A 13774-nucleotide genomic window follows, 5' to 3' on the forward strand; every position below is an offset into this window, starting at 1 on the left:
GAAAATTTACCATTCATATAGATTTATCTGACAGTATAAAAAATTCGACCTGGTTGGGAAAATTTTGCATTCCAGCCAGATCGAATAGATCAATTAGAGTTACTTTTAGCAATTAAAAGTAACTTTTTTATATTTAGGATAGGACTATTGAATTACACTTTTGCGACGGCGAGACATAACCATACCAGCACCAACTAAACCTAAGCCTAGCATTGTGGTTGGCTCAGGAACGCTAACTGCGTTAAGAGTTAAGTGGTAAGTGCTTGTCTTTCCATTAAGAGAAGCACCCAAATTGCCTGTCGCAATAGTTTTTCCATTGAAATTAAATTTCCCCGTAATCCCATCCAATATTACGTCATTAATGTCAGTACCCGATTTCCGAATTCTGGTAACTACAGAATCATCTAGGTCAAAGCTAAGAAGCGCAGTAGTACTACCCAGGGTTCGCGATCCGAAATTAATGAATGGAGTGTAAACTCCTGTAGAGTATGTAGCTTTTGTGCCTGATAGAACAGCTGTCCTGGTTAAAGTTAGAGGGTTAATGGTAATACCTGCGCCTGGGTTTAAATTTGGTGAGAAGGCTGTAAAATCACCATCAGTATCAACACCATCAACATCGACAAATTTAATGCTAGTCTTAAGTGGATTGATTCCATCATTAGGAACGATAGATGTACCATCAAGACCAATACTCCCATTTAGGCTTATAGCTTGAGCTGAACCAGCAGATGTAAACATCGCAGTAGTAGCCAAGGGGATTGCAAAACTAGCAGCCAGAGTAGTGTTTAGTAATTTAGATTTAAAATTAATCATGAGTGTTTGAGAGTCCTAATAATAACCTGGAACAGAGAAATTGATTGCTTGACCTTTACTATCAGTAATCTATTTAAAATACTGTCAGCGAAAGCGAAACTTGTGTGATGTATTTCTTATCTCCATAAAATCACATAGACTTAGAACCTGCAATATTTACTGAGTGGTCTTCATCACATCTTCAACTAATAAATTGTCTTCATAAAGTTTTAATTTTTTACATATCTGCGCTTCGTATATCTCTTACTCTCTAAGGTTTAAATTATTGGCAATAGCTCCGACTTTAAGAAAAACTATTTACGTAATGCTAACGTAAAAGTATTTTTTATACTTAGAACTGCTCAACCATATTTTAGATAAATGGAGTGTGCAGCGTATCTATAATCTTTCTAGTTGGCAATATTTACTAAAACGGTTCCTCTCATAGAATAAATGGCAGGAACCGCTGTATTTGTTTACTATGGATTGTCTTGGTTATCAAATTGAATGTTTGTAACAAACAGCTAATTGCTAGCTATTATCGCTGTTCTCAAATCTGTCAGATTTCTCAAATGCTAAGAGCCAAATACCTGTGGCCAGGTTGTCACAACAAAAACTACAACTGCGGCGATCGCTAACAACCCTTGAATCAAATTTCCAACCAAAGATCCCACTACAATTCCTATACCTGCTTTAACCGCCAACCCTAATTCACGCCGGTAAAGGTACTCACCAATAATTGCTCCCAAAAGCGGGCCTAGTAAAATTCCTAACAGTGGCCCCCCAAAAGGTAAAGTTGGTAATAATCCCAAAAATCCTACCACCAAACCAACAATTGCGCCAATTTGCCCCCACTTGCTAGCTCCAGCTTGTTTTGCTCCCACATAGCTAGCTAAAAAATCTACTCCGATACTGAGCAGTAAAACTATAATTGTCACAATTAGTGGAATCTTGATAGCTGCAAAGGAACTACTAACGATTCCCCAGATGATAATTGCAATTAAAATTAAGCTGCTACCAGGAATAGCTGGAACTACAGCACCGATAATACCCACAACCATCACGGCAACTAATAGCCAATAAATAATTTGCATAGATTAATTGTAAATTGCCAAATTTTCTCATCGGGGCGAACATCTGTGCGCCCCTACTGTATATTCTATCTGGATAAGATAGGGAGAAATGCCTAGTACACTGTGGTGCAAGTTTGCCTAATGCTTCTAAACTGCTATTTAAAAGCTCAAAACCCATGACGAGAAAAATATTAACTGGACTGAGTTCAGAAGCCTACGAACACCCCTTTGATCGTAAAGCCCTGGCTTCTTTGCAAAATATGCCCGGTGTCTCTCTGCTACTCAAAAAAATTAACGAATACGGTATTGATCGCTTACTCAGACTGCAAAGCCTTGGTAGTGAAATCAGAATTTCGCCGCGTAATTTTCCCGATTTACATCAAGCATTTGTAGAAACCTGCCAAATTCTTGATGTTGCTCCACTTCCTGAATTGTATCTATTTCGAGGCACAGGTCACATTCAAACCTATATTGTTGGGGTGGAAAAACCCCTTGTCGGTATCAATTTAGATGCAATGGAGTGGCTTGGCGTAGATGAGTTGCTTTACGTTTTCGGACATGAAGTCGCTCGCATCAAGAGTCAGCACATGATTTACCACCAAATGGCAATTGTTATGCCAACATTGAAAAATTTGTTGAGCAGTACCACACTGGGAGTCGGAGGCTTAGTAGCTGGTGGTATGGAACTAGGTTTATATAATTGGCGGATGATGGCTAGATTCACTGCTGATCGTGCTGCAATGCTTGCTTGTCAGGATATTAACGTAGCAACTACTGCACTGATGAAACTCGCGGGTTTACCAGATGAGTACTTGACTGCTCCTGTGATTGAAGATTTCCTCATCCAAGCCCGTGAGTTTGCATCCAATAACTTTGATAGTGTGGATAAAGTCACCAAAATATTAAGCTATACAGAGCCTGGGCTTTCTTGGGTAGTTATGCGGGCTGGCGAGTTATTGAAATGGGTTGATTCAGGAGCTTATGATAATTTAATTCAACAAACAAATTTAAAGACACCCGAAAAACCGGAAGAAAAAGAAGGAAAGACGCCAGAGGAAAAGGAAGGGTGGAATTTTTTGACTTCTTGGTGAGTTAATAATTCGTAATTCGTAATTCGTAATTAACTTATAGATACCAGCAAGTCAATTTGAGGTAGTAATTACAAATTACGAGTTATTCTCACAGATGACAAACCTAAATTTAGGTTAACTCGCTTGGTTGGATAAATTCGAGCGAAGAGTAACGGCTAATTTATCAGCAATTCCTGCAATCCAGTTTTCATCTTGTTTGGTGTAACTTCGAGGAGCATTTGCTCCCAAAATTAATGCACCTTGGTTGCCAATAGGTTGACAAATTACACCTTGAGTATTTTCTGGTAAATAATCAAATTCAAGCCTACCTGGATATATTTTTAGAGCAACTAAATAAATCGGTTTTTGTTTTTGGAGTACCTGTTTTAAGATTACTCCTGGCACAACTTCAGATTTAGTACTCAGAATCCCGCGACGCAACAAAACTTTACCTTGATAAAAAACCACAAGCGATCGCGTTACTGTATTAGTCAACAATAAATGAGATGCCCAGGCTAGCTCTGTTTTCACGGCTTCGGGTAAATCTGCTGTTAGTACAAAACCTTCTTCTCCAATTAGTTCTACAATATCAGGCGATCGCGGCTGAACTTGCTGCCAAATTAAACCCGTCAAAACTAACACCGCACTCAAAACCACGCCCACTACATCACCACGTGATTGAGACTGGGTTAATTCCGGTGTCAATAAACGGTTAATCAATAAAAGTAGAGCGCCTAGCCCACCCACAACAATGGGTAGACGCCGCAAAACTCGATTAGGATCAGATTTGGTCATTAGTCATTAGTCATTAGTCATTGGGTAGGGTTATTCTCCTTGTCCCCATTGTCCCCTCTGCTCCCCCTGCTCACTCATCTCTCACTCCTCCCCTGGTTCAATAATTCGCTGGAAAAGATAACCAGTACCCCGTGCGGTGAGAATCAATTCTGGGTTGCTAGGATCATCTTCTAATTTTGCCCGCAAACGTGATATATGCACATCTACTACGCGGGTATCTACATGACGTTCTGGTGTATAACCCCATACTTCCTGCAAAATTTCCGAACGAGAAAAAGCTTCTCCAGAGCGACTGACTAACAACTCTAACAAGCTGAACTCCATACCCGTCAATCGAATGCGCTCATCGCCTTTGTAAACTTGTCGCTTATTCGTGTCGATTTTAATATTAGCGACATGGATTACCCCAGAACTGGGAATTCCAGAAGCACCGTTTTTATCTACTCGCCTTAGCACAGAGCGAATCCGGGCTTCTAGCTCCTTAGGAGAAAATGGTTTAACTACATAGTCATCAGCACCTAATTCTAATCCAGTGATGCGATCGGCGACATCACCCAACGCTGTTAGCATAATAATGGGGACATCTGATTCTTTTCGTAATTCTTGACATACACCATAGCCGTCTAGCTTTGGCATCATTACATCTAAAACTACCAGGTCAGGCTCTGTTTTGCGAAAAGTTTCCAAAGCTTCTTCCCCGTCGCCAGCCGTCACTACATCGTAGCCAATCATGGAAAGGCGTGTTTCCAAAATCCGGCGAATGCTAGCTTCGTCGTCTACCACCAAGATTTTTTCTTTATGGCTTTCCAAGTTTCTCTAGGCTCCTTAACTAAAAATTTACATGATTAATTTTTAATACCATAATATTAAGATATCATTCCATGAATTGATTTGGAAAAAGCTCTAAATACCACTATTATTAGTTTTTAGTTTTTTTCAAGAATTAAGTAAATATTAAGATTATTTAATAAGATTTAAGAATGGCAAAGCCAAAAACTTTTTTCACTTGTAACGAATGTGGAGCAGAATCGCCCCAGTGGTTTGGTAAGTGTCCAGCTTGCGGCACTTACAACTCTCTAGAAGAACAAATTTCTATTCAATCCTCAGTAGATGTACCCAGTCGGGGGGGAGTGAGTAGTTGGCAATCAGCTCAAGGCAATGGCAAATCTCATGCTAAACCAGCTAAAGCGCGAGCCTCTTTAACATTTGATCAAATTACCGATCGCCAAATTGCCCGTTGGGAGTCTGGTTATGGAGAATTAGATCGAGTGCTTGGAGGTGGGGTTGTCCCTGGCTCTATGGTGCTGATTGGTGGCGATCCAGGTATTGGGAAATCGACTTTATTGTTGCAAGTATCTAATCAATTAGCACAGAAATACCGCATCCTTTACGTAACTGGTGAAGAATCGGGACAGCAGGTAAAATTACGAGCTTCCCGTTTAGGAGTATCAAAACCTCTAAGTGTAGTTAGTGAGGGGAAGGTTGAAGTAGTAGTAGATCCCGCACTTCCTATAGACCCTGACAGTATAGGTGCTGATTTATATGTACTGCCAGAAACAGATTTAGAAGAAATTTTACGGGAAATAGATTCTCTAAAACCAAATGTGGCGGTGATTGATAGTATCCAAACGGTGTTTTTTCCGGCGCTGACTTCTGCACCAGGTTCAGTAGCTCAGGTACGGGAATGTACCGCAGCCTTGATGAAGGTGGCAAAGCACGAAGATGTCACTATGCTGATTGTCGGACACGTTACCAAAGAAGGAGCGATCGCTGGGCCAAAAGTTTTAGAACATTTAGTCGATACAGTGTTGTATTTTGAAGGCGATCGCTTTGCCTCCCATCGATTATTACGGACAGTCAAAAACCGCTTCGGTGCAACTCACGAAATCGGTATCTTTGAAATGGTGGCAGATGGATTGCGAGAAGTCTCCAACCCCTCAGAGCTATTTTTAGGCAACCGTGACGATCCAGCGCCAGGTACTGCCATTGTGGTTGCTTGCGAAGGCACTCGTCCTATCGTTGTAGAATTGCAAGCTTTAGTGAGTCCTACCAGCTACCCTTCCCCTCGGCGGGCTGGAACTGGCGTAGATTACAACCGCCTAGTGCAAATTCTTGCCGTCTTAGAAAAACGAGTGGGAATTCCGATGTCGAAATTGGATTCCTACGTTGCTTCTGCGGGTGGGTTAAATGTGGAAGAACCGGCGGTAGATTTAGGAATAGCGATCGCAATTGTAGCTAGTTTCCGCGATCGCATAGTTGATCCCGGTACAGTATTAATCGGTGAAGTTGGGTTAGGTGGACAAGTGCGATCGGTTTCTCAAATGGAACTGCGGTTGAAAGAAGCTGCTAAGTTGGGATTTAAACGAGCGATCGTGCCAAAAGGGACAAAATTTCCTGACTTGAATATTGAGATATTACCAGTCTCTAAAGTAATAGATGCGATTATTGCCGCCATCCCCCATCAAGAATTGACAGCAGACGATTTAGAACTTGATGAAGATGAGTAACCATAGCCGCTTCGGGACTGGGTATTAGGAAAACAGTCCCTAATCCTTTTTATACACCAAAGGAAAACCGATCATGACAGCCCTCACCCAAGACTACCAAATCACTTGGGAAAAACTACCCGATGATTACAAACTCCCGGATGATCCAGTGGACAACATCAATCAACCAGCCTTAGCTGCTGCACTTACAGAAAGTCTACAATTAGCCGGAAAAATTTCAGTTAATGCCTTAACTCCAACCAATTACGGTATTTGTGCCACCTTGAATGGCAAAATGGTCATCAAAGCTCCTGATTGGGCATACATACCTAATATTCGTGTTGAACGCGAAGAGGTAAAACGCAGTTACACTCCCCAGCTACAAGGAGAAATACCAGTAATTGTGATGGAATTTATTTCCGATACACAGGAGACAGAGTATTCTATCAAAGCGACATATCCCCCAGGAAAATGGTTTTTCTACGAGCGCATTTTAAAAGTGCCAAATTACATTATCTTTGAGCCAGATAGCGGCAGTTTCGAGATGTATCGCTTACAAAACGAACAGTACATCTTACAAGAGCCTGATGAAAATCAACGCTACTGGATAGCAGAAATGAATCTTTACCTTGGGGTGTGGCAAGGTACTCGTGAAAATCGCGTAGGAAAGTGGTTACGGTGGTGGGATGAACAAGGAAACCTTCTGCTTTGGGGTGGAGAATTAGCACAACAAGAACGCCAACGCGCACAACAAGAACGCCAACGTGCCGAACGACTAGCAGCACAATTACGGGCTGCGGGGATTGAGCCTGAAGATTAGACTTCTTATAAAGAATTTAGGTTTGCTAGATTAGCTAAAAATTTGCTAACAAACCAGATATAAGTTAGATACCCGACTTCTTAAAGAAGTTGCGTATCTGGACAGTGCAACGTCTCTACAATAGACCTCTTGCACAAATGCAAATTTTAAAGAGGTGATATCTTGCTAATTACCAACCTTGAGCAAGTTTCACAATTGGAGTCCAGTGGCATTTGACCCAAAAAAGCCGAAGATTTAGAGATAATAGTAGCAGAGGTAATCTCAAAATCTGGCGTTAGCAAAGCGGTGCGCTTGCACTTCGCAGCTAGGTTCACTTTGGCGGGAGAATTAATTCCCGCACCCACAGAGGAAGCTGCTGCAACTCAAAGAGCTATGATTGCCGAACAAGAAGCTACTCAAGCCTAACGAAAAGCAGAACAATTAGCAGAACGTTTGCGTCAGTTAGGCGTGAATCTTGATGAACTAGATGAATTATTATAGCTTCAGGAGTCTTTTTTGATACGCAGCATAATTTTCTGCTTTTGAGGAATTACCTGCACTAATAATTTTGATAGCCGATGCCGAAGCAGCTATCTGATAACGATATTGGTTCCCAGAAAGATTAATTTTTGAGAGCGATCGCATCTTTATCACTTGAAATACATATAATGTTCCTTTCAGCAAGTCTATAGCCACCTCAGTTTTTATGAAAAACCATGATGTCATGCTATATCCTTACTGTTCCTCAATCCAGTTTCAATTGGGTTACTAAGGGTAAGATCAGGTTCAGCAGCAAATCTAAAAGGCGATGCCCTGAACATTTGCAGATATTACCGCAGACACTGATTATGTTGCAGCAGCTAAAATACTTAAGTATGAGTAGTATGATCAAACTACTCAGGTTAAAATTGTCTATTTGGTAACACAAGACCATCAGAAAATTGTAGAAAAGTGTATTTCCTTGGCTCGATAGTGGTGTTAACCTCAATTTAAAGGATGTTATCAGCCTTTATCTGCTAGAGTTTCTGACTTTCAGCAAATTAGATAATTTATCAATAACAAAATCGCTAGGAGTGCGATGATGATGTCACAGTCCCCTATGACAAGGCCAGAAATAGCTGCTGGAACTCTAATCGATAACCGCTATATTATCCAAAAACTTCTAGGACAGGGAGGATTGGGACGAACTTACTTAGCATTTGACACTCGTCGGTTTAATGAAGCCTGTGTTCTCAAAGAATTTGCACCCATTGGTACAGGCGAAAGTGGACTGGAACAATATCGTAACTTATTTAAAAGAGAAGCAAAAATTCTTCATCAATTGCAGCATCCTCAAATTCCCAAGTTTTTGGCTTGCTTTGAAGGTGATGGTCGGTTATTCCTAGTACAAGAGTATGTTGACGGTAAAACATATTCCAGACTGCTAGGAGAACTTCAACGTCAAGGAAGAAATTTTTCTGAAGACGAAGTTATACAGTGGCTAAAGAATCTGCTGCCTGTTTTGGAATATGTCCACCAGCACAACATCATCCATCGAGATATTTCTCCTGACAACATCATGTTACCCGATGGCAAGGATCTGCCAGTGCTGATTGACTTCGGGGTAGGCAAGCAAATTGCTGACATTAACGAGGGGAGAAATTCCAACCACCAGGTAACATTTGTTGGCAAAATGTCCCTTGTCGGCAAAGTGGGATATGCCCCCCGCGAACAGATTAGTTTGGGTTTATGTTCACCCTCTAGTGACCTTTATGCTTTAGGTGTAACTGCTATTGTATTACTCACAGCTAGAGATCCATCTTTACTAATGGATCAATACTCACTTGAATGGAACTGGCGTGATTATACCTATGTTACTGATGGGTTTGCTCAAGTACTTGATTGCATGTTGGAAGATAGGCCTAACAAGCGATACCAAAGAGCCAGCGAAGTTCTTCAAGATTTAGAGTGTATTGGAGAACCAGAAGTAGCTATGTCTTCTGCAATCATGGTTGATGATTTGCCAGCTACGGTATTTAACCCTGAATTTCAGGCTATGTCGTCCCGATCACAGTCATATAACCAACCTGAAGAAACAATTTTTAATTCACTTACTAGTCCACAAACTGGGCAAAGAATCGAACAACAACAACAATCTTCACTCCAACCAGCATTTATCAAACATTGTCAGCAAGAATTAGCCTACCACATCGGCCCAATGGCAAATCTGATTATAGAAGAAATACTAGGTCACAATCCTTATATTTCAGCTGATCAATTTATTGAACTTGTAACTAAGGAAATTCCTAACTTTCAAGCAGCTTTTGAATTCAAAAAAAGCTTATTTTCATAGATATTTAGACATCACGGATTGAGGAATAATTTTTAATCTTTTAACTAATTCTATGCGTTTAAGTCAACAGAGCTAATAAAATTAGCAAGGTTTTTTAGTAGGTTTAAATATCCGCTACAAACAAAAATTAATTACGTTAGCATCCTGCAAAGTGAGTCTGTATACTTCTATGGGGAAGCAAGTTACACGCAACGTCTTGTACAGAGCCTCATTACGTTAGCATCGCCGTAGCGAGTCCGCGTACTCCTTCGGAGAAGCAAGCTACACGCAACGTCTTCTACAAAGCGTCATTACGAATTATTGTAATTGCCTGTACCTCCTTGAGTACGTTTGATTCTTTTCATCGCCATTTCTAAACTTAACTGCATCCGTTTAAAGGCTTTAGCTAAATTACCGATTTCATCATTAGACATCTGCTCAAATTCAACTTCCATATGTCCCGTACTAACTTCTTCGGCTATGCGAGTCATGCGTTTGAGAGGCATCACAACTTGTCGATTCAAGAACAAGTTGACTAACAGGATAGTTGCTATAAATATAGCTGATACAATCAGGATAATTAGTAAGGAAGACTGATTGGCTTTGCTGATTACATTCTTCGCAGGTACTGATATAATCTGAGCGCCGACAATTTCATTAAGCTTCCACCCAAATCCATTAGCAGCACCATAAAGACTAATCATACTTTGAGGTGCAGCTTCAGGTACACTATGACAGACCAGACAGCTTTGTTCAGAAACTGCTAAGGGACGAGCAATATAAAAGATATCCCCACCAGGAATTGAGCGAAATCCACTAACTTCTTTAAGGTCTGATTTATTTCTGAACTGTTCTACAATTTCTGTCTCAAAACCGTCAGCCTTATCCCGAAGATTTGTGGGATTGAGAGTTGCTTCCTTATAAAAGAAATCACGGTAGTCTGTTGTTTTCCGTAAAATTTCAAACACCTCTCGTGCTGAGTATCCAGGCACGGTTTGCGGCAAAAATTCAGTAGCCAGTTTATCAACTAGCTCTGGATTAACTTGATTACTGGTATATTTACGAACAGAACTCATGGTTTGGATGAGCATGAGACCAGTTGAGCTAATATCTTGTTTAGCATTCTCCCTCAGTAGAGAAGAAAGAGTAAATCCACTCAAGCTCAGACCAAATGTCAAAATTACCAGTAGCAGAATTGTAAATTTTTGTTTCAAATTGAGATTTTTTAGCATAATTTTAGATTACCTACAAGTCAAATTATTATGAACAAATATGTCTAAAGTTACTGTTTACTCTAGCATGAGCAATCAACTTTCATATTTTTATGTAAAGGCATGGTTTAGCCAAAACTATGAGGCTATATCCAAACTTTATACTATTAGTAATTATTGAGGTTAATGAAAATGTTATCTAAGTAAGTAAGTTCTAAAAAGCTACAACAGCAATTCAAATGGAATTCCCAAAAATTCGTGTTGGCTGAACTGAATACCGTGCCAAAATAAATACCAGCAATTGTCAAATATTACTAATGGTGTGGAATGCAGGAAAGTCTTTATTCGGGGGACGCTACATTATTGAAAGCCAACTAGGTGAAGGCGGAATTGGCATTACTTATCTTGCCAGAAATCAACGAAATCAACAGCGAGTGATTAAAACCCTCAAAGAAGAAATTCTGAATCACCCCGCCTGGATACTCCACCGAAACAAGTTACGCCAAGACTTTCGTGATGAAGCAGTTCGGCTGGCTGTGTGCCACCATCCTCATATAGTACAGATAGAAACCATCTTCGATGAGGGGAATTTGCCCTGCATGGTGATGGATTACATCGAAGGGGAAGACTTAGCACAGCGCTTGAAGCGAATAGGAGTGCTATCAGAAGCAGAAGCGGTACTTTACATCCGGCAAATTGGCGATGCTTTGACGCTAATCCATTCTAAAGGACTGTTGCATCGGGATCTCAAACCACGCAACATCATGATCCGCATTGATAAATTAGAAGCAGTGCTGATAGACTTTGGCATCGCTAGAGAATTTGTTCCTAATATGATCCAAAGGCATACAGTGTATCGTACTCCTGGTTTTGCCCCACCTGAACAGTATGAATCAGAAGCGCCGCGAGGAGAATACATTGACATTTACGCCCTAGCCGCTACTTTGTATAATTTGCTTACCGCAGTTGTACCAACTAGTGCAGATGATAGACGTCACAATATTAATTTAGAACCACCACAATATTTTAATCCCAACATCAGCAACAGGGTAAATCAGGCTATTATGTGCGGCATGGATCTGGAGTCAACGTATCGTCCCCAGTCTGTGCAGGAGTGGTTGGATTTATTGGGTCCTGATACAGGGGAAGATATAAGCAAAATATCATCTACTTTAGTGATAAAGCCTAGACTGCAACTACCTGTACCTGTTGTATTAGATCGGCAGAACTGGCAGTGTGTACTGACCCTCAAAGGTCATTCTAGTATGGTTCATGCGATCGCCATTAGCCCAAATGGGCAATTTATTGCTAGTGGCAGTAATGACAAGACCATCAAACTTTGGCAAGTGGGTAATGGCAAGCTAGTGCGTCAACTAGGTCGTTGGTCTTCTAGTCATTCTAGTATGGTTCATTCCGTCGCCTTTAGCCCAATCTCTTCAAACCTTTCTTATCAAGGCGAGTCCGGCAAATCTGCAGGAGTTGCAGACCTGAACCGGGGAATCTTAGCTAGCGGCAGTTGGGATAATACAATCAAATTGTGGGATGTCAACACGGGTAAAGAAATTCGTACTCTCACTGGTCATGCTAATTGGGTGAATTCCGTTACTTTTAGTCCAGATGGCAAGTTTCTGGCTAGTGGCAGTGCTGACTGCACAATCAAACTGTGGCAGGTAAACACAGGCATAGAAATCCAAACTTTCACAGGTCATTCCGACCCAGTTTCGTCAGTCGCTTACTTTCCAAGAACGCCTGTAACTAATAGCCAGGAGAGACAGCTAGTGGCTAGTGGCAGTGGTGACAACACGATTAAACTCTGGCATGTAAATACAGGCAGAAATATTTACACACTTACAGGCCATTCCTTCTTTGTTAACTGTATCGCCTTCAGCAAAAATGGGGAAATTATCGCTAGTGGCAGTGGTGACAACACGATTAAACTCTGGCATGTAAATACAGGCAAAGAAATTCGTACTCTCATTGGTCATTCTGATTCAGTTTGGTCAGTCGCCTTTAGCCAGGATGGACAATTTCTCGCTAGTGGCAGTTGGGACAACACTATCAAACTGTGGCACATACACAGTGGTAGAGAAATCAGCACACTTACAGGGCATTCCAACTATGTTAGATGCGTTGCCTTTAGTCCCGATGGCCAAACCCTAGTTAGCGGTAGTGATGACGACACTATTAAGATTTGGCGAAGGGGGTAGTAAATAATTCGTAATTTGCAATTTTTCTATAAATCTACAGATAGAACTGCGATCGCTCCAAATTTGTGACAATAATGACGGCAACCGTTATTTTTGAACAATAAAAAATTATATGGGCTTTGGTATTGGTGATTTATTCTGGATTTTCCTCCTTCTGACTTCTTTGCAACCCCTTTGGCAAAAACGTCAAATAGAATATCGGCGCTTGCGTGCTTTACAACAATTCCAGCAGGAACGCAAAAGTCGGGTGATTTTACTGATTCACCGCCAAGAGTCCATTAGCTTTTTGGGAATTCCCATATCTCGCTACATTACTATTGAAGACTCAGAACAAATATTGCGAGCAATTCGCCTCACACCCCCAGATGTGCCGATTGACTTAATTTTGCACACTCCTGGTGGTTTGGTTTTGGCTACAGAACAAATTGCCAGAGCGTTAATTCGCCACCAAGCAAAAGTCACAGTCTTTGTACCCCACTATGCCATGAGTGGCGGTACAATGCTTGCGATCGCCTCTGATGAAATTATTATGGATGCTAACGCTGTCTTGGGTCCAGTTGATCCCCAACTGGGTAATTACCCCGCAGCCAGTATCCTGAAAGTGGTTGAAGATAAACCCATCAGTGAGATTGATGACCAAACCCTAATTATGGCCGACCTTTCACGGAAAGCAATTCAGCAGGTACAGCGGTTTGTACGTACTTTGCTAAAAGACAGTATACCTAAACAAAAAGTTCTGCCAGAAAATATCGAACCGATTATCGAAGCCTTGACAACTGGGCGTGTCACTCATGACTATCCCATCACTATTGAAGAAGCAACAGAAATGGGGCTGCCCGTAACCGTCGGACTGCCCCATTCTATTTATGATCTCATGGATCTGTACCCACAGCCACAAGGAGGACGACCCAGCGTGCAGTACATTCCTATGCCTTACAATGACAGCCGTCCAATTCTACCTACACCCAAGGGCAGACCCTTGGAAGAACCAAATCAGATGACTTGAGGGGCTTTGGGGTAGGAGTTTTTT

General features: G+C 41.2%; 12 protein-coding genes and 1 pseudogene. 7 read left to right on the forward strand and 6 right to left on the reverse strand.

Annotation, left to right across the window (positions count from 1 at the left end; translation table 11 throughout):
• Positions 1 to 144: 144 nt before the first annotated feature.
• On the reverse strand, positions 145 to 813 hold the full coding sequence (locus V7L12_RS27485) for a PEP-CTERM sorting domain-containing protein (RefSeq protein ID WP_335089178.1): 669 nt from the start codon (positions 811 to 813) through the stop codon (positions 145 to 147).
• 554 nt (positions 814 to 1367) lie between these two features.
• A complete protein-coding gene (locus V7L12_RS27490) occupies positions 1368 to 1886 on the reverse strand; it encodes a DUF456 domain-containing protein (protein ID WP_335089180.1) in 519 nt (172 codons plus the stop codon).
• Positions 1887 to 2041: 155 nt separating this feature from the next.
• Between V7L12_RS27490 and V7L12_RS27495 the strand changes: the two genes are divergently transcribed.
• Positions 2042 to 2956 carry a M48 family metallopeptidase gene (locus V7L12_RS27495; RefSeq protein WP_334816270.1) on the forward strand — a complete coding sequence of 305 codons (915 nt, stop codon included), beginning with the start codon at positions 2042 to 2044 and terminating at the stop codon, positions 2954 to 2956.
• 114 nt (positions 2957 to 3070) lie between these two features.
• Here V7L12_RS27495 and V7L12_RS27500 read toward each other — a convergent pair whose 3' ends face one another.
• Positions 3071 to 3730, reverse strand: a complete 660-nt coding sequence (locus tag V7L12_RS27500) for a cofactor assembly of complex C subunit B (protein ID WP_335089183.1) — start codon at positions 3728 to 3730, stop codon at positions 3071 to 3073.
• A gap of 81 nt (positions 3731 to 3811) precedes the next feature.
• Positions 3812 to 4540 (reverse strand): response regulator transcription factor RpaB, encoded by a 729-nt coding sequence (gene rpaB / locus V7L12_RS27505; protein WP_012412029.1) that lies wholly within the window; start codon positions 4538 to 4540, stop codon positions 3812 to 3814.
• Positions 4541 to 4710: 170 nt separating this feature from the next.
• Between rpaB and radA the strand changes: the two genes are divergently transcribed.
• The 3 genes and pseudogenes from radA to V7L12_RS27520 form a co-directional block, all read left to right on the forward strand.
• Complete coding sequence (gene radA, locus V7L12_RS27510) at positions 4711 to 6237, forward strand: DNA repair protein RadA (RefSeq protein WP_334816274.1); 1527 nt, start codon at positions 4711 to 4713, stop codon at positions 6235 to 6237.
• Positions 6238 to 6310: 73 nt separating this feature from the next.
• Positions 6311 to 7036: a Uma2 family endonuclease gene (locus V7L12_RS27515; RefSeq protein ID WP_335089185.1), complete on the forward strand. Its 726-nt coding sequence runs from the start codon at positions 6311 to 6313 to the stop codon at positions 7034 to 7036.
• A 309-nt stretch (positions 7037 to 7345) separates the two neighbouring features.
• Positions 7346 to 7516, forward strand: a pseudogene (locus tag V7L12_RS27520) (Uma2 family endonuclease); the annotation flags it as partial.
• Here the strand turns inward: V7L12_RS27520 and V7L12_RS27525 are convergent.
• Entirely contained in the window at positions 7511 to 7741 is a 231-nt protein-coding gene (locus V7L12_RS27525) for a hypothetical protein (protein WP_335089187.1), read from the reverse strand. The pseudogene V7L12_RS27520 and the gene V7L12_RS27525 sit on opposite strands and share 6 nt — an antisense overlap.
• A gap of 358 nt (positions 7742 to 8099) precedes the next feature.
• On the opposite strand from V7L12_RS27525, the gene V7L12_RS27530 reads away from it, so the two are divergent.
• A complete protein-coding gene (locus V7L12_RS27530; RefSeq protein WP_335089247.1) occupies positions 8100 to 9347 on the forward strand; it encodes a serine/threonine-protein kinase in 1248 nt (415 codons plus the stop codon).
• Positions 9348 to 9637: 290 nt separating this feature from the next.
• On the opposite strand, the gene V7L12_RS27535 is transcribed toward V7L12_RS27530, so the two are convergent.
• Positions 9638 to 10558 (reverse strand): Tll0287-like domain-containing protein, encoded by a 921-nt coding sequence (locus V7L12_RS27535; protein WP_335089189.1) that lies wholly within the window; start codon positions 10556 to 10558, stop codon positions 9638 to 9640.
• A gap of 296 nt (positions 10559 to 10854) precedes the next feature.
• Here V7L12_RS27535 and V7L12_RS27540 point away from each other — a divergent pair, with 296 nt between their 5' ends.
• The gene (locus V7L12_RS27540; RefSeq protein WP_335089191.1) at positions 10855 to 12744 is read left to right on the forward strand and encodes a serine/threonine-protein kinase; all 1890 of its coding nucleotides are present in this window, start codon (positions 10855 to 10857) and stop codon (positions 12742 to 12744) included.
• Between the two features lie 112 nt (positions 12745 to 12856).
• Entirely contained in the window at positions 12857 to 13750 is an 894-nt protein-coding gene (locus V7L12_RS27545) for an SDH family Clp fold serine proteinase (protein ID WP_335089193.1), read from the forward strand.
• Positions 13751 to 13774: the final 24 nt, after the last annotated feature.

This window comes from Nostoc sp. (assembly GCF_036918245.1).
Lineage (GTDB): Bacteria > Cyanobacteriota > Cyanobacteriia > Cyanobacteriales > Nostocaceae > Nostoc.

Bases quoted from the DNA above. Each gene is read 5' to 3' on its own strand.
- V7L12_RS27485 (WP_335089178.1), bottom strand. From the start codon at position 813: ATGATTAATTTTAAATCTAAATTACTAAACACTACTCTGGCTGCTAGT.
- V7L12_RS27490 (WP_335089180.1), bottom strand. From the start codon at position 1,886: ATGCAAATTATTTATTGGCTATTAGTTGCCGTGATGGTTGTGGGTATT.
- V7L12_RS27495 (WP_334816270.1), top strand. From the start codon at position 2,042: ATGACGAGAAAAATATTAACTGGACTGAGTTCAGAAGCCTACGAACAC.
- V7L12_RS27500 (WP_335089183.1), bottom strand. From the start codon at position 3,730: ATGACCAAATCTGATCCTAATCGAGTTTTGCGGCGTCTACCCATTGTT.
- radA (WP_334816274.1), top strand. From the start codon at position 4,711: ATGGCAAAGCCAAAAACTTTTTTCACTTGTAACGAATGTGGAGCAGAA.
- V7L12_RS27515 (WP_335089185.1), top strand. From the start codon at position 6,311: ATGACAGCCCTCACCCAAGACTACCAAATCACTTGGGAAAAACTACCC.
- V7L12_RS27525 (WP_335089187.1), bottom strand. From the start codon at position 7,741: ATGACATCATGGTTTTTCATAAAAACTGAGGTGGCTATAGACTTGCTG.
- V7L12_RS27530 (WP_335089247.1), top strand. From the start codon at position 8,100: ATGTCACAGTCCCCTATGACAAGGCCAGAAATAGCTGCTGGAACTCTA.
- V7L12_RS27535 (WP_335089189.1), bottom strand. From the start codon at position 10,558: ATGCTAAAAAATCTCAATTTGAAACAAAAATTTACAATTCTGCTACTG.
- V7L12_RS27540 (WP_335089191.1), top strand. From the start codon at position 10,855: ATGGTGTGGAATGCAGGAAAGTCTTTATTCGGGGGACGCTACATTATT.
- V7L12_RS27545 (WP_335089193.1), top strand. From the start codon at position 12,857: ATGGGCTTTGGTATTGGTGATTTATTCTGGATTTTCCTCCTTCTGACT.